The 23,649-nt window shown below is 44.9% G+C and carries 22 protein-coding genes; 6 read left to right on the forward strand and 16 right to left on the reverse strand.

All coding sequences use genetic code 11. The annotated features are described in order from the left end of the window. Nucleotides 1–107: 107 nt before the first annotated feature. Nucleotides 108–407, reverse strand: a complete 300-nt coding sequence (locus ACJJI5_RS14460; protein WP_445354426.1) for a YciI family protein — start codon at nt 405–407, stop codon at nt 108–110. A 144-nt stretch (nt 408–551) separates the two neighbouring features. Here ACJJI5_RS14460 and ACJJI5_RS14465 point away from each other — a divergent pair, with 144 nt between their 5' ends. Then, complete coding sequence (locus tag ACJJI5_RS14465) at nt 552–824, forward strand: winged helix-turn-helix transcriptional regulator (RefSeq protein WP_444942548.1); 273 nt, start codon at nt 552–554, stop codon at nt 822–824. Between the two features lie 288 nt (nt 825–1,112). Here the strand turns inward: ACJJI5_RS14465 and ACJJI5_RS14470 are convergent, their stop codons facing one another. Beyond that, complete coding sequence (locus ACJJI5_RS14470) at nt 1,113–1,523, reverse strand: GFA family protein (protein ID WP_444912850.1); 411 nt, start codon at nt 1,521–1,523, stop codon at nt 1,113–1,115. A gap of 110 nt (nt 1,524–1,633) precedes the next feature. Here ACJJI5_RS14470 and ACJJI5_RS14475 point away from each other — a divergent pair, with 110 nt between their 5' ends. Continuing rightward, nucleotides 1,634–1,993: a winged helix-turn-helix transcriptional regulator gene (locus tag ACJJI5_RS14475; RefSeq protein ID WP_445354427.1), complete on the forward strand. Its 360-nt coding sequence runs from the start codon at nt 1,634–1,636 to the stop codon at nt 1,991–1,993. A 296-nt stretch (nt 1,994–2,289) separates the two neighbouring features. Here the strand turns inward: ACJJI5_RS14475 and ACJJI5_RS14480 are convergent, their stop codons facing one another. Beyond that, the gene (locus ACJJI5_RS14480) at nt 2,290–3,039 is read right to left on the reverse strand and encodes a sporulation protein (protein ID WP_445354428.1); all 750 of its coding nucleotides are present in this window, start codon (nt 3,037–3,039) and stop codon (nt 2,290–2,292) included. A gap of 648 nt (nt 3,040–3,687) precedes the next feature. Between ACJJI5_RS14480 and ACJJI5_RS14485 the strand changes: the two genes are divergently transcribed. Further along, nucleotides 3,688–4,701, forward strand: a complete 1,014-nt coding sequence (locus ACJJI5_RS14485) for an ELM1/GtrOC1 family putative glycosyltransferase (RefSeq protein WP_444897579.1) — start codon at nt 3,688–3,690, stop codon at nt 4,699–4,701. 312 nt (nt 4,702–5,013) lie between these two features. On the opposite strand, the gene ACJJI5_RS14490 is transcribed toward ACJJI5_RS14485, so the two are convergent. Next, entirely contained in the window at nt 5,014–6,906 is a 1,893-nt protein-coding gene (locus ACJJI5_RS14490) for an aconitate hydratase (protein ID WP_445354429.1), read from the reverse strand. Between the two features lie 708 nt (nt 6,907–7,614). Here ACJJI5_RS14490 and ACJJI5_RS14495 point away from each other — a divergent pair. Next, a complete protein-coding gene (locus ACJJI5_RS14495; protein ID WP_444897581.1) occupies nt 7,615–8,301 on the forward strand; it encodes an alpha/beta fold hydrolase in 687 nt (228 codons plus the stop codon). A 129-nt stretch (nt 8,302–8,430) separates the two neighbouring features. Next, the gene (locus tag ACJJI5_RS14500; protein ID WP_445354430.1) at nt 8,431–9,999 is read left to right on the forward strand and encodes a multicopper oxidase family protein; all 1,569 of its coding nucleotides are present in this window, start codon (nt 8,431–8,433) and stop codon (nt 9,997–9,999) included. A 53-nt stretch (nt 10,000–10,052) separates the two neighbouring features. On the opposite strand, the gene gad is transcribed toward ACJJI5_RS14500, so the two are convergent. From gad to ACJJI5_RS14560, 12 genes are all read right to left on the reverse strand, one after another. Then, entirely contained in the window at nt 10,053–11,426 is a 1,374-nt protein-coding gene (gad, locus tag ACJJI5_RS14505) for a glutamate decarboxylase (protein ID WP_444897583.1), read from the reverse strand. Nucleotides 11,427–11,440: 14 nt separating this feature from the next. Continuing rightward, entirely contained in the window at nt 11,441–12,961 is a 1,521-nt protein-coding gene (locus ACJJI5_RS14510; RefSeq protein WP_445354431.1) for an amino acid permease, read from the reverse strand. A 220-nt stretch (nt 12,962–13,181) separates the two neighbouring features. Next, nucleotides 13,182–13,985, reverse strand: a complete 804-nt coding sequence (locus tag ACJJI5_RS14515) for a class I SAM-dependent methyltransferase (protein ID WP_445354432.1) — start codon at nt 13,983–13,985, stop codon at nt 13,182–13,184. A gap of 36 nt (nt 13,986–14,021) precedes the next feature. Next, nucleotides 14,022–14,390 (reverse strand): SpoIIAA family protein, encoded by a 369-nt coding sequence (locus ACJJI5_RS14520; protein ID WP_413665487.1) that lies wholly within the window; start codon nt 14,388–14,390, stop codon nt 14,022–14,024. 81 nt (nt 14,391–14,471) lie between these two features. Next, nucleotides 14,472–15,038 carry a hypothetical protein gene (locus ACJJI5_RS14525; protein WP_445354433.1) on the reverse strand — a complete coding sequence of 189 codons (567 nt, stop codon included), beginning with the start codon at nt 15,036–15,038 and terminating at the stop codon, nt 14,472–14,474. Nucleotides 15,039–15,347: 309 nt separating this feature from the next. After that, a complete protein-coding gene (locus ACJJI5_RS14530; protein WP_413665485.1) occupies nt 15,348–15,812 on the reverse strand; it encodes a netrin-like domain-containing protein in 465 nt (154 codons plus the stop codon). 199 nt (nt 15,813–16,011) lie between these two features. Beyond that, a complete protein-coding gene (locus ACJJI5_RS14535; RefSeq protein ID WP_445354434.1) occupies nt 16,012–16,683 on the reverse strand; it encodes a PQQ-dependent sugar dehydrogenase in 672 nt (223 codons plus the stop codon). Nucleotides 16,684–16,764: 81 nt separating this feature from the next. Then, complete coding sequence (locus ACJJI5_RS14540; RefSeq protein ID WP_445354435.1) at nt 16,765–17,097, reverse strand: hypothetical protein; 333 nt, start codon at nt 17,095–17,097, stop codon at nt 16,765–16,767. A gap of 150 nt (nt 17,098–17,247) precedes the next feature. Then, nucleotides 17,248–18,270 carry a GlxA family transcriptional regulator gene (locus ACJJI5_RS14545; RefSeq protein WP_445354436.1) on the reverse strand — a complete coding sequence of 341 codons (1,023 nt, stop codon included), beginning with the start codon at nt 18,268–18,270 and terminating at the stop codon, nt 17,248–17,250. 2,159 nt (nt 18,271–20,429) lie between these two features. Continuing rightward, nucleotides 20,430–21,077, reverse strand: a complete 648-nt coding sequence (locus tag ACJJI5_RS14550; protein WP_413665482.1) for a YiaD family glycine zipper/OmpA-like lipoprotein — start codon at nt 21,075–21,077, stop codon at nt 20,430–20,432. 615 nt (nt 21,078–21,692) lie between these two features. Then, on the reverse strand, nt 21,693–21,920 hold the full coding sequence (locus ACJJI5_RS14555) for a SlyX family protein (RefSeq protein WP_444894132.1): 228 nt from the start codon (nt 21,918–21,920) through the stop codon (nt 21,693–21,695). After that, nucleotides 21,920–23,062, reverse strand: coding sequence for a serine hydrolase domain-containing protein (locus ACJJI5_RS14560; protein ID WP_413665481.1), 1,143 nt, complete (start codon nt 23,060–23,062; stop codon nt 21,920–21,922). Before ACJJI5_RS14560 ends, ACJJI5_RS14555 begins: the two co-directional genes overlap by 1 nt. Nucleotides 23,063–23,172: 110 nt before the next feature. On the opposite strand from ACJJI5_RS14560, the gene ACJJI5_RS14565 reads away from it, so the two are divergent. Next, nucleotides 23,173–23,637 (forward strand): PaaI family thioesterase, encoded by a 465-nt coding sequence (locus ACJJI5_RS14565; protein ID WP_444897597.1) that lies wholly within the window; start codon nt 23,173–23,175, stop codon nt 23,635–23,637. The last annotated feature ends 12 nt before the right edge of the window (nt 23,638–23,649 follow it).

Here is a 23,649-nt window from a genome sequence, read left to right on the forward strand (position 1 = left end):
GCCTTCCAGGCTATGGTATCCCCCTCAAAGCCACATACCAAACTCCCCTCAAAACATTTAGGGATTAATGAGATGGCACTCCGTCTTTGAGCTCACTCTTAAGACTGTTAATGCGAACTCATCTTTAGAAGGTGTAAAAACTGTTCAGAGGCCATAACAGGCTCAAATTCGGTTAGCGAATAAACTGCAACTCCACTTTTTATAAAAGGGTCCTCATCAAGCACTCTCCGCAATGTTTCTTCACTGTTGTGGCGAGAAACAATAACCCCTCCAGTCCTGGGATTTTTCCTTCCTCCAAAGAGCAAACTTCCAGACTTATACTCTCCTTCCAGATAAAGCCTATGCTCCGCAGTCAGTTCTGGGGTTAGCTTTTTCATATCCTTAAAATGCATATCCACTAAAAACATACCCATTCCCTCTTCTCTAAAAACACTATAAGATTGCTACTGATTTCGTAGCAACTGTAACGCTACTAATTTAGAAGCGCAAGAACCATGACAACTCCTCTACCGAAAAAAACTGTCAGAGGCTCGACTAGCGGCATAGCCATTATGGCTGTATTCGATCTGCTCGGGCGAAAATGGAATATGAGAATACTGTGGGAACTGAGGAACACACCCCGGAGCTTCAGGGAGCTCCAAGCCCAGTGTGATGCCATGTCCCCTTCGGTACTAAATACAAGAATCAAACAGTTGAGCGAAGCTAAATTGATTAATAAGTGTACGAATGGATATCAACTGACAGATCTGGGAGTTTCGTTAATGGAAACCCTTGATCCACTGAGGGAATGGGCTAATAACTGGGAGGAATCCCTCAAAGCCTAATAGACACTCTGTAAAAGCCAAAACCCAAGAGCTTTGCAGCCTAGAGGCCGCTGGGTTCTTGGAGGCAGGCCAACTATCGCGACAAAATGGACTGAACCGATGGGGCAATCTCTTTAGAAGTCAACAAACCACTGCTCTCAAAGGCACTCTTATGAGTTACTTTTTTGTGCCCGTAAGCAGCGAGTCATGGGGATTGCAGGGAGATAAATTGAGAGAAATGTGATTTTCAGAAGTTTCCTCAACCCAAAAACAGCTGTGCGCTGCATCCCCTACTTTTGATTGTTAAGTTCACATTTCTGGCATTTTTTCAAATTTTTGTAATTCCGGGTCCATATAATCCCAAGATGCGCCACTACCAGCATATACCACCATTGTCGGGTTGAATTGCTCCAGGTCATGAAGACTTCCAGCGCGGATAAATTCAAACTGCGGCATACCGCTATTTTCCGCATAAATATGCGAACCGCAGCGAGGGCAAAAACCTCTCCTTACTGTATTGCCGCTATCTGTCTGCTTCTCATGAAATGCAAGATCGCCACTAATGGCTAAGCTTCCGCGAGGAATAGCAATGTTAGCGATGTGTCCAGCCCCACTAATTTTCTGACAATCTGTACATTGGCAATGCCCCGCCATTACCGGCTCTTCGGAACAAGAATAACTAATATAACCGCACAGGCATTCTCCAGATATTTTGGACATAGATTTCTCCCGTTACTTACGAAGTTGAAGTAACCTTAGCCTAAATCAATAACTTCAATTTCGCAAGTAACTAGGCTAGTATTTCATTTTCTGGCAGTAAGAGTGTGAGCATGAGTCCTGATAATCAATTTTTACGTTCGGGATGCCCTATCGTGAACGGACTGGACGTATTCGGCGATAAATGGACATTAGTTATTCTAAGAGACTTACTGTGTGGTAAAGAGACCTATAGCGAGCTAGCTGACTCACCAGAGAAAATACCAACCAATAGACTAGCAGAAAGATTAAAAATGCTAGAAGCAGAGGGAATATTGGTGAGGGAACAATATCAATCAAAGCCTAAGCGATATAAGTACCTGCTAACACAGAAAGGCAAGGATGTCTTACCGATTCTTCAGGCAATCGCCAAGTGGGGAAATACATATTTTGAAGGCTCATGGATTCCCCCGAAGTGGTTTATGGAAACCTAACCCTTTGATTCCGGGCCAGAAGCGTAACAATACCGTAGGGCCAAGCTAAGCTGAAAATTTAGCGATAACAGCAACTTTTATGCATTTTTACTTTGTAATTGCTCTCTATAAATGGCCAGAAGCTTATGATATTGACTCTGCCTGTTATGCTCCCCCCCCAATCTCATTAAGAAACCCTCCTGAATCACTAACGAACCTGGCGGCAGTTGATACTAAGAGTATACTGTTTTACTTGAACACTTTTGCCCCTAAGGGCCCGGCAGCTCAGTGCCGCCAGGCTCTATGGATCAGCTCATCTATAGAGACAAAATAGACTGAACCGCTGCGACAACCTCATTATCACTCGCATCATGTGCTAATGAAAACGAATGATATTCATCGCCCCGCAGACCAAATCTGCGATCAATTTCAACCAAACAGTGCACCTGTTCACCATCAACGATAAAGGAGAGTTCAATCTCTTTTGAAGCCAACAAGCCACTACTCTTAAACTCTATCTCCTGGTAGCATCCAGACTGGGAGACAAAATTGCTTCCACGCAAATGCCCCTTTTCAACATCCGCTTTTACCATTTTAAAGCCACTTTCCTCGATCATGGAAAGTACCTTCTCTACAACGGGCAAAGGTCTTATCCGCAAGGGATCCCTGTCTTTCGGATCCAGCGCAAAATCAATATCCAGGGAAGTTTCCAGCCACACATAGCTTTTATTTCTACGGGTGTTTAAAACAGTAACTGGCGTCTCTTCATGCAACGCCAACTGAAAAGGAACTTCCAGGCTCTCTCCAGCGCCAATAGTGAAAGGGTCCTGTACCTGTAATTCATTCAGTACAAAACGCTCATGGCTTACCCCTTCATCGGTCTCCACCTTGATCTCGGTGCAGAGCTTTAAACTTATAGCATCCACCTGCTGGTCGATATCACCACCAATGATATGGATAGCCCCTTCAATGATTCCACCCTGAACTTGCTCAGAGTTTTGTAGAACTGTATCAACTTTAGCTGCACCAATACCTATTGACGCTTTGAGTTTTTGAAACATAGACATACTTGGGGTACTCACCTAACCAAACAACCTAGCCTTAAAATATGGACTTTAACCTATTTCTTAGCCCAATAAATAGAGTCCAACATTAACATAAATCCAATTTAGGTAATACCAGGCCCAACAAGTTCATTTATGCCTTGAACTTCTACATAAATAATTGATAACACCCATACCTACCTCTACCATGCTCAGGGAGAGCTTGCCTGATTAAAAATAGATATTTTTATTACATATTTCCCCCAACAGTAAAAAATTTAATGCTTGAATAAGGCCACTTACTTTTTCTGAATGTGTCATTTTTCGTTGGAATATCGGCAAAATCCTAACTGTTGTTAAGAAAATTCCAGCAGTACCATAGTATCTGAGCCCTATTTATACCGAAGAAGTAAAAATATGATCAGAAATAATTTCAAAATTACACCTTCTCACACCTACATCATGCTGCAAGGGCTAGACCACTTTCTGCAGCATCAGAAGTCGATAACAAACCAAAGGTAGATTGTAAGTTTAAATCTGCAAATTGAGACTCTCCATCTCAGCCACTAAGTATAGAAACTCCATCTACAGAAAATTGAGAATAATCAATTTAGGGTACTCCTATTCACTTAGAGCCCCCTAGAAACATTTCTCAAACCATTAAGTAAGGTTATGCACATTTTAATTATTTACGATGGAAAACCGGGCCATCTCAGTCCTTCACTGGGGCTATACCAGCTACTCTCCCGTCACTCCAAGGGCAAATATTCTTATGAAATCACCACCAGTAAACCAGTTTTAAAGGCCCTAAATAAACCAATAAGACTATTGACTCGACATCTCGCCAGAAACGCACACAAATTTATCATGCTCTTTCACAGAAACCCCTCCTTCAAAAGAAAACCAGATCTAATTATTTCCTTTGGTGGGAATAGCGTTGCTGCGAACGTTGCACTAACCCAAAAAACACAATGCATGAATATTGCCATAGGAAATATTTACAGCTTCAGGAAAACCGACTTCTCTCTAACCCTATCTACCAAAGAGGACATTAAGAAATCTAGGCAATACCTTCCATTTAGCCGCATAGATGTAAATTTATGCAAAGCATTGGGCGACAACTTAAAGAAGAAACACCACAAACCCTTTTATACTTTACTTATCGGAGGCAATGGAAGCGGCTATAAATACACACGGAAGGATTATATAGACTTGATAGAAGAGCTAAAAAAAATAGCGACTTCTCAAAACATATCATGGCTAATTAGCACCTCAAGAAGAACCCCTAAATATGTGGCCGAGCTAATTGAAAGCAACATGCCATTTGATACATGCTTTAACTTGCTAGATTATGAGGCCCCCAATGCCAGCCTCGAAGAAATACTCGGTGCAAGTGAAGCTGTCTTTATAACCGAAGACAGTTCATCAATGATTTCTGAGGCCCTTGCCCTATCTAAACCTATATATACTTTAGTCCCCCAAGAGAATAACATCTACGGAGCCCACAAAACTCTCATCAATAAACTTTACAGTGAAACTTATATAAAGAGGATGGAGATTTTCGAACTGGCCAAGACCTTTAATGATTCTCTATCAAAAGATTTCAACTTAGATTATGGATACCATTCTAAAGCAAGATACGATGAAATTATCTCTGCGCTTGACATCAGCAGCAATGGTAGGTGAGCGATCTCAACCCCTTAAATTGACCATCATGACGACAGGGACTTTAACACAAAGATCTATTGATATATAACCTGAGACAAACTTTTAACGACAAGAGATCCTGCACATTCAAACTAGTCAATTGCAGTAGCAAAAACTACTAGCAGAAAATAATATTCTCTCTAGCCTCACCAAGCGAGTAGAACTTCATCAAAAGCCAACCTAAATTTTAATCTATACATCAACTGCCAACTCACAATTAAAAATACCGCTCTAAAAAATACAAGCAAGTATTTTGCGTGGAGAGCCAACCCCACACCACCCTGCACACTGTTAAAATGAGCCCATATCTTCCAGAGACCTTCTCAACAACCCCTTAATATAGTTGATGCGGCCTCCAAATTTAATTATTTCAATTTCTTCTTGAGAAAGGTCATTTTCCAACCAAATCCTAATACCTTTAGTCACATTTCTCAGCTCTAGCATCTTGTTACCCCCTGTACAGCTTGAGAGATCATAAAATTGAAGTTGATCATCTTTACTAAAGGCGTCAAAATCGCTTGGATTACAAAATGTTAAAATGAGAATTCCGTGGTCAATAAGATTCTTGCGATAGAGTCCAGCTACACTTTTGGCTATGACGCAGCGCACTCCCAAGTATCGCAATGTAATTGAGGCATGCTCCCGGCTCGACCCATGACCTAAACTGTTGCCAGCAATAAGAAATATATCCTCCTTGGTGCTCAAAGCCCGCTGATAAAAAGATTCATCTACACTTGAAAAAGCAAAGCGGCTTAACTCTGGAACATTTGACCAATAAGGCAAAGCATCCGCACCTCCGGGAATAATATCATCGGTTGAAACATTATCCTCCAGCTTTAAAAGCGCAGGGCCTTCGATCACACTTAACATTTTTTCCAAAACTGGCAAAGGCTTAATGTTGGGGCCCTTTCTCACCTCAACTTTCACTGGTATTTCCTGCGGTGACTCCAATAGTGATCGCATATCCATTAGATGTTCAGGCTCTTCAAATACCGGATAATCCATGTCTAAATTTCTGGGATCAGTTATTTTTCCCTTCAGGGCGCTGGCCGTCGCAGTTTCTGGGCTGCATAAATAGACGCTATCTTCTTTAGTTCCCGAACGCCCAGGGAAATTTCTCGGCACAGTTCTAAGACTATTGTGCCCACTAGCTGGGGCTTGCCCCATACCGATACAGCCACCACAGCCGGTTTCATGCAAGTAAGCCCCTGCACCAAGTAGTTTTTCAAGGTCACCATTATGAGTCAGCTCATGAAGTAGTTGGCGCGACGCGGGATTAATATCTAAAGAAACCTCGTGCGGTACAAAGAGACCATTTACCATCCGGGCGGGAATGGAAAAATCACGCAACCCAGGGTTAGCCGAAGAACCTATATAGCTCTGAGAAACTGGCCTACCTTCAACTTCACGAACTTTAACAACCTTATCCGGCCGCGAGGGGCAAGCGATCATTGGTTCAATTTTCGATAGATCTAAAGTTGCAACTTCATCATAGGTTGCATCATTATCGGCAAGCAACTCGACAAAGTCGTTCTCGCGCGACTGCTGCCGCAAGAAAAGCCTCACTTGATCATCAGCAGGAAAGACACTTGTTACGGCCCCCATTTCCTGCCCCATATTGGCGATTACGTGACGATCCATTGCTGTAAGGTTTGCCAATCCAGGGCCGTGATATTCAACGATCTTGTTCCAGCAACCTCTCAATGTATATCTACGTACAAGCTCCAAAATAACATCTTTAGCGCTTACCCATGGCTGTAGCTCCCCCTCTAAACGCACCCCCAAAATAGTTGGCATTACCAGAGAAAGCGGAAATCCCATCATTGCAAGCGCAACCTCAATTCCTCCGGCTCCTATTCCTAACATACCTAACGAGCCAGCAGCACATGAGTGGCTATCCCCACCTAAAAGGGTTTTACCGGGGATACCAAAACAAGCCATATGGACAGGATGACTAATACCATTTCCTGGTCGCGAGTACCATATCCCGTAGTTACGACAGGAACTTTGCAGGAACACATGGTCATCACCATTCTTATGATCTGCCCTCAATACATTGTGATCCACATACTGAGCACAGATTTCTGCTTTCACCTGCCTCGCCCCCAAAGCTTCAAGCTCCAACATCACTAACGTGCCGGTGGCATCCTCACTGAGGACTTGGGAGCCTCTGAATAACTCCATGATACCTCTGGCATGCAGAGCGGTTCACAATCAAGGCGCGGCTTCGCAGGAATGTCTAGACCTTTCAAGAAGTCGCAACGCGGAGTGTGAATCGCTCTGCAAGCCCCGAAGGGCGGGCCTTGAAGGCCACAGCTGCTGCGTTGCAGCTCTTGCCAAGGGCTACGGCCATTCGCGGCGAGCTGCGCCTAACATCTGCAGCCTTCAAGACCCGCAGAGGCATTACGGAGTTATTCAGAGGCTCCCTTGGTCAATTTTAAGCTCGATAACACTTTGGGGAGCCATATTCCCTTTGACCAAATAACTTTCAATTAACTTTCTAGCTACGTTTAGGCCTGCCATTAAGTTACACTAACGAACTCTAATACTTACCCACCTAGACAACTTATTGGCCTAGCAATTCTGTTTTCGTTATCGATATAACTAGAAATAACGTATTAGTATAAATAAATATCCATTAGAATAATTAAATATATTTAGAAGCTTAAATCAAAGAAACTATTTTTATCTAAAACATGCACACCCAACAGCCTTCACAGCAACTCAAACCACCTCATGCGATAGAAAACTTCACCTTTCGGCACTACCAGATTGCTTGTCCCGTACAAACATCAAGAAGAATTACCCTGGCTGAATGTCATATATAGAGAAATACTCAACATAAGCATGTTAATATTCAATTAATAGGAAATTCCAGCAGGATATTCGGAATTGAAAGTTTTACTTCTACCAGGACTTGATGGAACAGGAACACTGTTTTCAGGTTTGAGTAAGGCACTACCAAAGCAATGGACAACCGAAACTATCTGCCTTTCCAAGCTCCCAGGGGATAGTTACCTGACTCAAGCTCAATCAATCGCCAAGAGCTTTCTCAATGAGAAGACTCACATTATTGCTGAGTCCTATTCAGGACGAATTGCATATGAGTTATCCCTCTTAGCTCCCGAGAAAATTTTAAGCATTACCTTTATAGCTAGCTTTATAAGCTCTCCTTCGCTGCTATCCAAGGCAGCACAACTAGCTCCAATCTCGCTTATAGACTGCCCATCTTTAACCAAAATCACACTAAATTTTTTTGGTTTCAATGGCAAAGGCAGTGACATACTCATTGACAGCACCTATAACGCCCTACTAAACACCAACAGAGGCAAACTAAAGCAAAGGCTTCACAATATCGCCTCGATTTCCCAACCATCCCAAAGATTGGAAATCCCTGCCGTCTACATCCGCCCGGATAGAGATCGACTTGTAAGTAAAAAAGCTGTCATCGATATATCTGCGATATACATCAACCTCAATGTCATTGATATTCCTGGTGGGCACTTTATTGCTCAGGCACACCCCAACAAAGTCGCGAGAATTATTATGAATTTTGCAGAAGGATTATTGCTACCCTAACTTGCCTCTCAATTAACGATCATATGGCGAGCAATTCCACAAATAATCTCGCCTTAGAATCTAAACTGATATTCGTTCATAAAGTACCTCTTACCAATCTCGCTTCCCACAAAATCCTCGGAGTTAACAGTGAGCAATAGAGAGCATATTTCCTTTCTAGAACCAATAAAAAATCCGCCTGCTTACTCAATGGATAAAGAAAATAGAAAATTAGAACTTAAACTTGATGTACAGTACGAAAAGAATAACATTTTCAGTTTTTACAAAACCCATGACACACCAACCTGGACCCGTGTATTTTCATCATCAATCACTCAAGAAGCAGGTTTCACACTTACAGGCCCTACCATTGAAATTCGCGCTGATAGCCACCTTACTATCCAGACAAACAACCTGCTGCCAGAGGAAGACCCCCTTAATACACCCGCTACAATAAACTTCCCCCATGAGTTCAATACCTACAACTTACATACTCACGGGCTCCACGTCTCCCCAGAATCTCCGGCCGACAATGTCTGCATGAAGATCAAACCAGGGGAAAGTTATACCTACAAATACGACATTCCCAAGGACCAACCCCCAGGACTCTACTGGTACCACCCCCATAAGCACGGCTCTGTCGCTATACAAGTCGGCAGCGGGATGGCAGGTGCCCTAATCGTAAGGGATGAATTTGACGATGAACTTGAGGCAATGGGAGTTAAGGAACATATTCTTGTCTTCCAGAATATTGCCGTAGATGAGCACGGAAAAGTAGAGGATCAACACCAGGTCGCTAAGTTCCCAGATAGTGAATACTGTATTACCGTTAACGGACAATACTGCCCTATCATTCATGCAACGGTGGGTGAGCTTCTCAATCTGAGACTTCTCAATGCTACCACCAGGACATCGATAGATATCGATTGCCCTTGGTTCGCGCAAATGTACATCTACGGGTTTGATGGAAACCCTACTGATGACTACCGCCTACAAGACGGAGTAAGCCTGGGCCCCGCTAATCGAGCTTCCCTTTTCTTAAAAATCAGTGAAGCTGCCACTCCGGGAGCTCATTTTTACATTTACAATAATGCGATTGAGTTCCAACAAATGCCGCATTATAAGTACCATAACAACAGTCCACTTTTTGTTATCGCTATTGCCCAGGGAGAGGAAATCGGAACGGCAATCTATGCTCCCAGCAAACCACCCGCCAGATGTGCACCCCCACCCTTCCCCAGCAGTTTTAAAGTGGACTTACTGAAACCTATTACAGATGATGAGATCACCAATACACGTCGACTCACTTTCCAGGCCAACACGCTTGATGACCCTCAAAAATATTATCGCGGGCTGAATGTCAGTATTGACCATTCACCATTCGAAGGATGTGAAGTGGTTAATCATTACGTAGAGCTTGATGCAGTAGAGGAGTGGACCTTGGTTAATGAAAGTGAATTCCCCCACCCAATCCATATTCATGTTAATCCGTATTATGTTATCGAGGTGGTTGGAGAAGACCCCATGCACCACACACTCAAACTACCGTTTTGGTGCGACACCTTTCAAGTACCGCCCCATGGACATGTCAAATTCCGTACTCGTTTCAAGGATTTTACCGGAAAGTATCCTCTGCATTGCCACTTACTTTATCATGAGGATGGGGGCATGATGCAGCATGTTAGGGTTGTCAAAGATGCCTCTGAGATTCCAAAATAGCCCTCTTATCTACCCAGTCATTGAATGCAAGGATCGTTAAAGTCCCGTAAGAATTAACACTTACTGGGGGCCACTTTTTGCGGGTCATGCAACTTGGGCGGAGTTGCATTACCACAATGCTCACTCAGCCAATCGCAAGCATGGATAATATCCTTTGCAAGGCCACTGATTGCATTCTGATTGAGATGAGGGCGAACAACAATTCTCAGAGAGTTTACAGACTGAGCGTTTGGCGGCATCGAATAGGCAGAAAGAACCCATCCCCGCTCACGTACTTTATTGGATATATCATATTCATTAAAATTCTTATATTTTTTATTCAGGGTCATGGCAACAACCGGGATTCTCTGGGTTTTATTCATTATTTCAAAGTACCCACTGGCCACCAGAAGTTGACGAAGAGTCTGCGCATTCTCCAAGGTGTGCTGCATAATCTGCCTGTAACCCTCATAGCCTAGACGTATAAAGTTGTAATACTGGTAGGCAACCGGCGATGCATTTCGGCTAAAGTTCAATGTGGCTGTAGGCATCTCCCCTCCCAGGTAATTAACATAGAACATCAAGTCTTCATCAAAAACTGCTCTTTCACGAAAAATTATCCACCCCAATCCCGGCGGCACCAAGCCAAACTTGTGCCCGGAGGCATTGATAGATTTCACTCTTGGCAAACGAAAATCCCATTTGTAATTCGGATAGAGAAATGGATTAACAAATCCTCCCGACGCCCCATCAATATGCATAGGGATATCGTTTCCTGTTCTCTCTTCATACTTATCCAACCAGTTTTGAATCGCCCTAAATGCATCATCCTCACCGGTAAAGGTTTGCCCGGCGATAGCGACAACAGCGATGGTATTCTCATCGACCAATTCATCCAGATGTTCACTGGTAAAGCGGTAATGACCAGGCTTTAACGGTGCTATGCGCGGCTCCACATCAAAGTAGCGCATAAATTTGTCCCAAACGATCTGCACATTGGCTCCGGTAACCAGGTTAGGTTTTGAGCCGTCTTTGCCGGCTTGCTGCCTCTTCTTACGCCAATTCCACTTGTGCGCCAAACCAGCCAACATGCAGGCCTCTGACGAGCCTATGGTCGCTGCGCCGTATGGCTCTACTCCCTCAGGTCCATTCCAGAGGTTGTGTAACCAGCGAACCATTCGCGCTTCCATCGCAAACAGCTGTGGATACATGTCGTGATCAATATAGTTCTTCAGATAATGTTTCTTAGCGACCTCAAATGCTTCTGACTCAGTAAAAGTTGTGACAAACGAAGATAAGTTCATCGCAGGCTTTGCGTCAGCCCAGGTTTCACTGGTTACGATAGCCTCGGCAGCCTCAGCTGAAATACTACACCGGGGAAAGTGCTTTTCTGGAATATCTTCATTGTATTCGTCAAAGAACCTATCAAATGGAGATTGCTCTTTCACTACCTACCTCCGGCTCACTCATCAATATCAGAAAATGACTGCTGTTGATGGCCACCCTCCCCCCGCCAGGAGGGATTGTGAAAATAGAAAATTAACAAGGGAACGGTGATCGCTATAGCAATTCCACCCAGGTTGAGAGCAACATAAGTTACAGGATTTTTTATCGTGAGCTGTTCTGGTGGAAAAAATGAAACTACCAAGGCAAAAACAACGGAAATTAAGCCTATTCCGGCAACAATACAAACCCCTGGCAGCCCTCCGGGGATACGAAAACTTCTAGGTAATTCTGGTTGCGTGATCCGTAACCGAATAACCGCAGCAAACATCATTATGTACATAATGATGTATAAGCTAATAGCCATCACTGAAATCAAAACAAAAGCTGTAGATACATTATCCATTAAAATATAAATGGACGAGATTGCCGCTACCACTACAAACTGTGCAAGGAGAATATTTTTTTGTACACCCACCCGGTTTTCTCGCTGAAACCAGGGCGGCAACATCCCATCCTGGGCCGTAGCCAGCAGCCCTCGACTGGGGCCAGCCAACCATGCCAAGGCACCACTTAGTGCACCATAGCCAATTAGCCAGGAAAGTGCTTGCACGGGCCATTGAATCCCAAGTAGCTGCCCAAAAGCTCTTTCGTAAGCTGTAAATAAGCCAGTTTCTACAGATATCTCTTTATAAGGCAAAATTGCAGCAATAGAGAGAGCGCCGAGAGTGAACACCAGGATGGAAATAACGGCGGCGATGGCGATTACAGCTGGATATCCTCGACGGGTATCACGTAGTTCCGACACATGCGTGGCCTGTGCTTCCACACCAGCAAAGGCAAGTAATATACCCCCGAGAAAAGCAATCGCCCCCAAGCCGTTAATATGGGGAAACCAGCGCGGGTGATCATAACCATCCCGACGCACTGCTACTTCCGGGTCGGTCAAGGTCTCCCAGCCAATAGGATTACCACTCACCACCCACCAAACAGCCAGGACAATCAAAATCAAGCAGGGAAATATGATACCCACCAGAAACCCAAACTGTGCCACTTTTACCAGAAAGCGGGTTCCAGTAAGAGCAATCAGGGTCGCTAGCAAATAGGCAAGGATGCAAAACCCACCGATATAGTAGGTATTCTGGGCGATGGTATTATCGCCCACCGCATAAGCCACCGCCGCTGCGGCAAAACCCAACTCTGTGGGATACCAAACAATGCACTCGATCCATTGCAACCATATAGCGACAAAACCCACCTTCGGGGTGAAGGCCTCACCAACCCAGGTATAGACACCCCCAGTGCGCTCTGAAAAGGCGCTGCCAAGTTCTGCCGACACGAGCCCTGCAGGAATCAAGAACAACAATGCCGCAAAGCCGATATAGAAAAACATCGTCATTTCTTCTTGCGCCATCATCGGCAGGGTACGCAAGCTGGTAACGACCGTTGCGGCAGTTAGGAGCCCGAGAGCAACCACAGAAAACATCTTTCTGTTGGCAATATCCGGGGTGCTCGATGCACTGCTCCCTTTTGGTCGCACTGATGGGACCTCCCTGGAGTGCAATATTTTTGCGGCAGTACAAAGAAGCAAAGCCTATCGTGGGAGTCTGCGGGATAGATGGGATAACAGAGGTGCCGCTACCAAGGCATAAGCCGCCCTTTTAGCAACGGACTTATGGAAACATAGAATTCATAGCAAGTCGGTGCCCACACCATCTTTCACCCAAGGAGAAATCGGCTAGGGCAGCGGTATATGGCAGTTAGCCTGGAACCCCATGTTTGGTGTAGATATCGAAGCGGCCGGATTTCCCCTCCAAGGAAAGGTTGGGCTTCATGTCAGCCAAATAGGGGGCAAGCTTAGGGCGCTTAACTACTGTGCGATAGTAGCAGGCCGCCAAGGCAGGGCTCAATAAGCTATCCGCATCCTCATCAGTCCCAACCAAATGATGGAAGGCAGCCATTTCCTTTTTGACCTTGGCAGCTTTCCCCCGCGCAGGGAACATCGGATCCAGATAAATAACAGGGATGGATTCCTCCGATTGCAGCGCGAGCCACTCTGACGCCGCCGTACAGCAATCCACCAAGCTCATTCGCTCAGAAATTGCAGCCAACTCAGCATCCCCGATAGACGCCTGTCGCAGCCGGCGTATTCCATCTTTCAGCAATTGGAAAACAACCGGATTGCGCTCCAGCATCTGCACCTCACATCCCAGCGCCGCCAGAACAAAAGCATCTCTACCCAAACCAGCGGTGGCATCGAGGACTTTGGGATGGAAGCCAGAACGCAGACCAACAGCTTTTGCTACTGGTTGAGCTTTACCGCCGCCATACTTGCGGCGATGAGCAAGTGTTCCAGCAACAAAATCCACCCATACTGGCCCGGCTGCTTTACGCCCGGTCGCACATAACTGCAGTTGCTCTCCGAGACACAACACTTGGGGAAAGTCGATCACATCAGCAGGAGAAATAGCTCCAAGGAGGGGGTAATCTAACTGAGCGGATAGTTCTTCCGCTGCGGAAACATATTCTGGCGCCGCAGCGACAATAGCCAACGATGGACTCACCTGCCCTCCAGGTAACATTGAAAAAGGGAGGCGATGCTAACCCGGTTTTTGTAACCATTCCAGAGCTTGAGCGGACTCCTCTTCGGGAAAGGGACGTACCTCAGCACTGATGAAGTGACAGGCAAGGTTGGGCATAAAGCGGAGGATAGGATTATCGGTAACCACGGCTATCCGGCGGATATGTCGTTGATGCTCTCGAATAAAGCGAAAATGAGAGATCATTGCGACGAAGCTCTCCCAGCCAGCGAAATCTCCCGCATTGACTAGCAACCCTTCTATACGTCCCCGCTTACTGATGATCGGATCAACTTGCGCGGCTAGCAACTGGAAGTCCTCAACGGTTAACTTCCCAACTGGTCTAACCTCGAGTATTCGATCACCCTGATGCCAGATATGCTCAATCATATTTTGAGAATGCGGCAGGGCCACACTTCTGTGCGGCCCTGCTTTTCGCTTAGCTCGATGTAGCTGAGTCATTACTATTGGTCAGTTATCATTACTTTCCATTCCCTCATCCTGACCGGTATCTGCCTCTGTATCTGTTTCAGCGCCATCGGCAGAGGCATCCATATCGTTAGTTGCTCCCTCTACAGCATCATTGGCTTCCTTTGTAGCATCATCTACGACCTTATCCGCTTGCTGATTTAGGTCGCCGCCCGAGTTATTGCTCGCGTCTGGCATGGCGCTAGAATCATTAGCATCCGGGCTCATGTTGCCATCTGCACCCATATTGTCGGACCCAGACATAGTAGCGTCAGGTGAGCTCCCGTTATCTGAAGACCCCGGAGGAGCGGGATCGGTTGAGTCAGAGTCCTGGGGCATTTGGGAATCGGGATTGCCCATACCATCAGGGGAATCCGAGGTATCTGCTGGGGCCATTGAGCCACCGCTACTTCCTCCACTAGAGGGGGTAGAGGATCCCCTCATCTGTTCACTCTTCTGCTCCTGCTCCATCGAGTTATAGGCTTCTTTAGCCTTATGCTCGCCGCTGCGCGACATAAAATAACCGATGATCAGTAATAAAATGATCAGGGGAATCAGTAACTTCTTCATATCTGGACCTCTCGACCCCAGGCAAACTCAAAAGAAGACATTAATCATTAAAATCGAGCCGGTTACACAGTGCTGGTCGGTGTACTTTCTCGATAACAATCCCAAACCCTGACACTCCAGCCTGTTTACAACGGTGCGCAACTTAATGAGATGCAGCGCCTGTAAAAGAAGGTCGCGCCAATACTGATAAGAATAACCCTCCTTTGGGGTTCTTCAAGGGGGAGAGCCACTTCGTAGCAGGTTGGATTGCTGTAAAGAAAGAACCAGTTACAACTGATAGTTCTAACAGGTCTGCAAGAGAGCAACTTATTAGCCCTGTTTAATAAACTTATTAAGTTGGGCAAGTATCGCGGTGGCGTCTGACTCAGCAATAACCGCCTCACAACTCCTCAGGTGTAACCTTCCGTAGCTATCCAAATTCGCAAAAATCAGATAGTTTTCACCTTGCTCCAGCTTTAAATCGCAGGATTCAAATCCCAGGCGGAAGGTGATCTCTCCACCCATTGGCCCCTTCCAAACCTGGCTGGGAACGGCAGAGTAGATATAGCCTGATATGGCTGTAATTCCCTCCTCAGACAGTGCGCTATCCACATCCCTGTGAACATCAATAATTTCTACTTGCGCCACAACCTCAGCTTGGGCAAAACGTAATTCCAAATGAGCAGTAGATGCCGAAGCTATGTCCTCAGTCGCATGCGCCGTGCTACTCACTAGGAGATATAAAATAACACTCACGATTTTGGAAAATGTCTCACAGGATATTTTTTGCGTCACAACCCTCTCCTTACTTATGCTCTTATCGCAGTAGACATAGCACAAGTAATTAGGATCGGCTTACTCTTTTTTACAGAGTCTGAAGGATAGCTAAGAGGTGAGGAAATTTGGCAGAAATTTCTCTAGCGTGAAAACCAATACAGTGGATAACCAAGCGGGCTGCTCAATGAGCAGCCCTGATAGCTATAAAATCGGCCATTTAAATACCGGTATAGGTTAAGCGATAGATTTTATGGGCAAAATCATCAGAAATTAATACGCTGCCATCAGGCATTTCTAAAAATGCAACAGGGCGCCCATAGGTGGTTTCATCCCGCATAAAACCAGTGACCAGCGGCTTGTAATCCGTGACCTCACCATCTTTAACTGTCGCCATCATTACTCGGTAACCTGATTTTTTGCTTCGATTCCAGGACCCGTGCTCAGCAACCAACAAGTTCTGTTGGTATTCCTTGGGAAACTGCCCACCGCGATAAAAGTGAATTCCAAGAGGCGCCACATGGGCATCTAAATTTAATACCGGCTTGGAATAATCAGCGGCCCTCTTACCCTGACCAAATTCCGGATCTGCAATATCGTCACCGTGGAAATAAGGATAGCCAAAATGCTCTCCTGCAAAGCTTACCTTATTGATTTCACAGGGTGGGATATCATCACCCATCATGTCCCGCCCATTGTCTGAAAACCACAATTCATTGGTTTGCGGATGAAAATCAAAGCCAACGGAGTTTCTCACCCCATTTGCAATCACTTTTGTTTTCTTAGATTGCAAGTCCAGCGAAAATATTTTTGAGTAATTTTCGTTGGCATCACAGATATTACAAGGTGCGCCGACAGGCACTATCAGCTGCCCTTCACTATCAAAACGCAAAAATTTCCAACCATGATGCCTGTCCGCTGGAAACTGATCGTAAACAACCTCAGACTTCGGTTTGTCAAGATTTTTATCAATCTAGGGGAAGCGAATAATCTTATTGACATCAGCCACATATAAATCGCCATTTTTATAGGCAATACCTGTCGGCGCTTTTAAATCATCCATCAATAGCCAACGCTGATCAGCTACACCATCATTATCTGTGTCCTTGAAAGCATAAACTTTTTTCGCGCTGAAAGAACCAGAAAATACTGTACCCGACTCAGAACGTGCCAATTGACGAGCCGTCTCAACATCTTCTGCAAAGTAGCTGAGCTTAAAGCCCTCGGGTACCTTGAGGTAATCAAGGTCTATCTCAGCACTTGCAGAAGCTGCAAATAGCAAACTGGTCAAAAGTAAGTATTTCATATTTATATTCTTGCAAAATATAAATATTAACTAAAAGTGAAGATGTTGATCAACTCAGAGGTTCAGACATACATGAGCATTCATGCTTAAACCCTGAAAAGCCGCCCCCCATGTCGAAGATAAGCCAAAAATCAACGAAATCCAGTATTTTCAAGCGAACTGTTTGCGGTATTTACTGGGAAGAATACCTTTCTGCCGGAGAAACGCCCTTCTCATTTGTTCCTGCGACGAAAAGCCACACTGGGTTGCCACTACATCCTGACTAATCCCTGCCTCCAATATTAACTGACAGGCCTTCTCAACTCTAACCTGCTCCAAATACCGAGCCGGAGTTACACCTATTTCGCTTGTGAAGCAGCGAGAAAAATTTCGGGGGCTCATTGCTTGTTTTTTAGCCAAAAAATCAACACTGAGAGACTGCTCTAAGTTTAGGTTTATCCATTCCAACAACGGGGAGAACCTATTATTTTTTAATTGTGCCTGTAAATAACTACTGTACTGACTCTGATCACCATCACGCTTCAGGTACAAAATCATTTCCCGAGCAACTAAAAGGGCCAGTTTTCGACCGAAGTCCTCCTCAACCATAGCCAAGGCCAAGTCTATCCCTGCACTTCGCCCTACAGAACTGTAGATTTTCTTATCTCTCACAAAAATCGCTTTGTCATCTACTTCAATATCTTTATATTTTTTTAGATCACCGATGTATTTTTCATGAGTTGTAGCCCGATGCCCTGATAAAACTCCAGCCTTAGCAAGTACCAATGTGCCACTTCCGCTAACCCCTATCCTCTCAACTTCCTTTGCCTTAACTTTCAACCACTCAAGAAACTGACTGTCATCCGTTAAGTCAAGGCAACTTTTCGCAGTACCACCACCAACTAAAAGAGTATGGATGGAATCGGCCTCGTAAAAACATTTATCTGGATGTACTTTCAAGCCAGTAGTTACTTGCCTCGGCTCCTTGCTTGCAGCCAAAAATTCAATTTTATACAGCTGATCTTCGCCATACCCAAAATCGGCCATTTGTTTATTAGCAAACGTAAACACCTCAGCTGGACCTGTGATATCCAGGCACTGGGCACCAGAACAAATAATGATCGATATCGTTCTCTTTTTACTTTCTTTAAGGCCCTGGTATGGCGATAGAAGACTACTTTTCACGGCAAACACCTACAACTAACTTATCAACCCAGAAGGGTTCTTTATGTTTTCTCGCAAATCTAACTTGGCGTAAAAAGGCAAAATAACTCGATGGAATTAAGTGACTTTGCGTTAGGATGTACTAACCTTCCATATTCTGTAAAGTGATATTGATATTACCTTAAAGAATAACCAGTCACCCAAAATTTGGGGCCTTTTAACTGATCAAATTTCATCCCACTTGTACTAACAAGCTGTACCAATAAAACTAACAACCTCAATTGGTACAGATGAACCAATAATTATTTCACTTACACAACGATAAATAGTATTTTCCACCCTAAAAATTTTGGCGTCTTTTGCATGCACACCAGCAAATGATTGAAGACTGTTTTTTTTGACACATCTAAATAAAATGCCAATTAAGGACCCACAACACTGCCTCAATTTTTCCACCTCGCCCCACAGACCGGGACTGGGTGTAAAACAATCACCCAAAATTAAAAAAACTCCAAATCACAAACAAAAAAAGAATAAAAATCTACTAGAAAAATTTAAATGCAATAAAATTGCAATAAAAACCTAAAGCTAAGAAATATTTACCAACCCTAATATCCAACCACTCAATCAATAACTTGACGATCGATTCAGCAATTAGGCACAGCTACTACATCTACCGCATGTTAAGTGAGACCCCTATCTTTACCTGAGCCACTAAAATTCTGAACTCTCCCCTTAAGAGGAGAGTCAAGGCTTTAAGTTAAGAACTCATTGTGTACTCTTCTCAGAACCTACTTTTAGCCAACACCTTCTGCCAAGATCACCGCTACCCCTTATTAATTACCAACCAAAAGTTATAGAGATAGCCTTTCCATCTTATGGATACAATCTTTTAGTGAAGAACTGAAAATGACATAGACCTTCATGAAAAGAGCTTGAAGCCCTCAGCCCCAATATGAATCTCACAAAACATTTAAGTAATGAAGCTTGACGATCATCACAGGCCCACATCTTAAGACTCATCATTTCCAACCAAAAGGACAAGCTTCCTGCAAAATTTTACTTTATCGTCTCTTAAAAGCAGCCAGGTTCACAATCACCATTATTATATTTCTGCAGCGTATAGATCAGCCATTTACAGCAGTGAAACCATGAAAAACAATACTTATGGAATTCTTTACCCACCTCAATGTGTCAAATTAATTCTCCGACGAGACAGACACAAACATCCATCCATCCATCCAACAACTAAATTACCAATCGAAGTGGCGAATGAGGGAAGGAACAACCTCCACTATTAACACAGCCCTAAAATCTGGCGCTACACCCTTCGAATTAGAAGTATTTATGCGATCCTTTGCCTGGGGGTACCAATCAAAACTGATTCCACCAACTAAACACCTAAAAATATCCGCGACAGAAAAAACAATAAAAACTTACGACTCACACCACCTCAACTTGCACAGGTGTACCAACATAAAAAGCTGGTCAAAAATATAAATCACATAAAGTACAAATCCAGAAAATAATAAAACTAAGAAATTATTATTAGCGCCAACCCAACCCTAGACAACTTAATTTTCGGACTTTCCTGCTTACTTGACGGCCAATGCTCTAAAAATTAAAAAGCAAGCAAATCTATCTCTGCATACATGGCCACAAAATCAATTATTCATAGGTAGAAAATATGATTGGCAAATGATCTCTATAAAAATGTTGGCACGTCTAATTTTTAGCAGTCGAACAAACTGATACATCAAAGAACTGATAACCACTCTCGTTTGGCTCACAAAACATTCTCTAAAAATTTACTGAAATCAAACTAATGCTAAATCTTAGGGTCGCTAGATTTATATAAGTCTGAAAATAAGACAACACGGAAATCCAAAGATGAGCCTTGATCTAAATAGAATGGTTTGAGCGGCAACTACAAAAACAGTTCGGGAAAGATTCTGAAGATGGCAAGAGGATAAGTGAGAAAGCTTTCTCTCAATACATCATCCGCCGAGTAACCAGGGATCAAAGCCGGAAACTCTTTGTAGGGACAAACAAATAGCTGCTTAAGGGATTAGTTAAGAAATTGAGTAGAATAATAATGGGAATTTATGAAGGGGTGTAGTGCCCAAATCGAACAATCTGGGCACTATCAATAAAAAACGACTAAAGGTAGAAAGTACCTAACCTAATCGTTATAACGGCAGTAATTCCAGCTCAACTCGGCGATTGGCCTGACGTCCAGCTTCAGAGTCATTGCTGGCAATAGGATAACGCTCACCGTAACCTACAGCCTGTACACGACCTGCAGAAACACCTTGACCGCTGAAGAAGCCGGCAACGGAGTTAGCACGCTGTTCGCTCAAGCTCTGGTTATACACATCTGAACCAGTGCTATCGGTATGGCCGCTGACTCGAATTGCGGTTTTATCGAATTCCTGCAACACGACAGTGACCGATTCCAAAGTGTCATAGAAGTCTGTACGAATATCTGCGCGGTTAGTACCAAAGGTAATGTTACCCGGCATGATCAGGCGAATATTATCACCTTCACGCTCAACACGTACGCCGGTACCTTCCAGGCGCTGACGCAATAACATTTCCTGACGATCCATATAGTAACCAATGCCGCCACCGATAGCGGCGCCACCCAGGGCACCGGTCAAGGCTCCCTTACCACGGTCTTTCTTACTGGCAGTAGCGACACCAACGATCGCTCCAGTTACAGCTCCAATTCCAGCCCCCTTGGCGGCATTACTGGTCTTACTTTCACCTGTGTAAGGGTCCAATGTGGAACAACCAACCATCGAACCCAGTGCCAGGGCTGCTACCCAATATTTCATTATTGGCTCTCCTAACGCATTTTTAAGTAACGGGTATTGAGCTACACATGTCTTGTGCAATCTCTGTATTGTTCAACACACTATCTGACTGGCGGCTGAACCAACCCAATGAAATTCTCCATAGACTAAAGCGAATCTATTGTCAGTTCTACTGACTAGTCCCCATTACGTAGTAACTATTCATAACTACGTACCAATGCTGGACAAAGTAGCGAGCAAGAAGTGATCAGCTTCCCGGTCTTCCACAAAATCTGTGGATAAAACTGTGCACTAATAAGCTATCCGTGGCGCCAACCGGCGTAAACTCTCGCCTACAGCGTTTTGCACATTTTTTAAACTCTTCAGTTTTCCTTTAAAAAACAACAAGTTAAAAATTTGCCTTGACGTAAAATAACGGTGGATATCTTCTTGTTTGAGGGCAAATTTTACCAACTGCGTATGTGGAAAAGTTTGTCAATAGCCCCACACTCCACTGAGGCAATTTTTTAGACGCTTTTGTTTTTAAAGACGCCCCCAAGAGGCAGCGAATACCTCTATGTCTGTCACTTAGTAACAAAAAAGATTTTCATGCCAGCCCCTGTGGACTTCTATAAAAACCCTTTTGTAACCACTGAATTAGTAATGCGGAGGTTTTTCATCCAGCGGCTTGCCGGCCCCCTGCATCTCAAAAGCAATCGTCCGATACTTTTCGCCCAACTCGCGCATATGTGCGAGTAGAGTGCGAATATCCGTATCCTGACGAGCAATCACATCATTTAATTGGCTTATAGTGTCTTCCTGGAAAGCCAAACGGCTCTCCAGTTCATCGACCCGCTCTACCAGAGCCTTTATTTCTTCAGTCATCACAACAACCCGTAAAGAACATCTACCAGACCGACCGCTCGACGATCCATAAATAAGCTCTGCCCCAAACGAGTTGTCACGTATCCGAAGCCCAGCCCTCTTTCCGGATCAGCAAAGCCGACACTACCACCCGCTCCCGGATGGCCAAAGCCCTGGCTACCCCCAAAGCGCAAGTCCGCCGCGGAACTGCTGCGAATAAAGCCACAACCAAAACTCACCTCAGCCTGCAATACTTTATCGTGGCCATGACTCTGCTCCTTTGCCGCTTCATCTATCAACCGCTTGGGCAAAATAGTCGGCTCGTCACAGGTGAGTTCACCGTAAACCGCTGCCAGGTCTCTCGCACTGAAGTGGCCATTGGCTGCAGGAATTAAAGCACCGCGCCACTCGGAGCTATTGGTACCCATCATCAAGCTCACCGGGTTGCTAAATGCCATCGCAACAGGCCCTTTGCGGTCTTCTTTTATGGCGCGGCCAATGGCATTTTCCCGAAGCTCTGGTAAGGGTTGTTTCAGCGGGCTGACATCGGCAATTCTCTGCGAACGATGTCCATTTGCCCCAAAGCCCCCATCAAGATTGAGGGGTTTGGCTAGCAATTCCCGATAAAGTTCCAACAAGGGTTTTTCGGCAACCCTTTCAATTAATCCACCCAAGCTCCAGCCGTATAAAAATGGGGCGTAACCCTGTGCACTTCCGGGCTTCCACCAAGGCTCGCTGCCAGCCACCTGGTCGCAAGCCGCCTGCCAATCGTAAATCAAACTGTCTTTTACCCGCTCACGGAAAGCGACAAGTCCGCTGCGGTGGCACAGCAACTGGCGTGCGGTGACAGTTTCTTTGCCTGGGGCAAATTCAGGCCAGTAATCCGCTACCGGGCGATCCAAATCCAGTTTGCCTGCGGCAACTTGCTGCATCGCCAAAACTGCAAGAACGCCTTTGGAAGATGAGAAGACATTGGCCAATGTGTCTTCAGTAAATGGCCTCTCTGCACCCCGATCCGCACTTCCCGCCCATAAGGAACAGATTAATTCTCCATGCTGGCGCACGGCAAAGGCCGCTCCTGTATCACCGCACTCGCGAAAATTTCTGGCAAAAGCATCGTAAAGAGCCTCTAAACCAGGGGCACAAAAGCCGTATATGTCCATGTATTTACGTCCAGATAATTCGGATAACTCTGTTGCAAGCCCGCAAGGGTAGTTTCTTCCACTCTGCGGCGCAAATCGGTAGTATTGCGCGCTCATAGCGAGGGATAAATATGACTCAGGAAAGCGCAATTCAAGATCAGATCCAGGGCAATCATTGCTTCGGCTGTGGCCCAGACAATGACCAGGGCCTGCGTATTAAAAGCTACTGGACAGAGAAGGATCAAACCCGCTGCGAGTTCCTTCCCAGCTCCCATCACAATGCTGGACCTGCTCAATATTTAAACGGTGGAATTATCGCTACGGTTATCGACTGCCATACCGTATGCACAGCCATCGCCGATGGTTATCTGCAAGCCGGACGAGCTGTCGGCACTGGTGACAAGATCTGGTATGCCACCGGCAAACTGGATATTAGCTATCTGGCACCGGCTGCCATCGATAAACCGGTCATTCTCGAAGCCACCATTGTTCAGCGCTCCGCCAAGAAAACCATTCTGCACTGCAACCTCACCAGTAATGGACGCCTCTGCGCCAAGGCAGAAGTCATAGCAGTCCGCGTCCCGGATGAATGGTAAAACCATAAGCTG

This window comes from Microbulbifer maximicatervae (SeqCode), assembly GCF_052467955.1.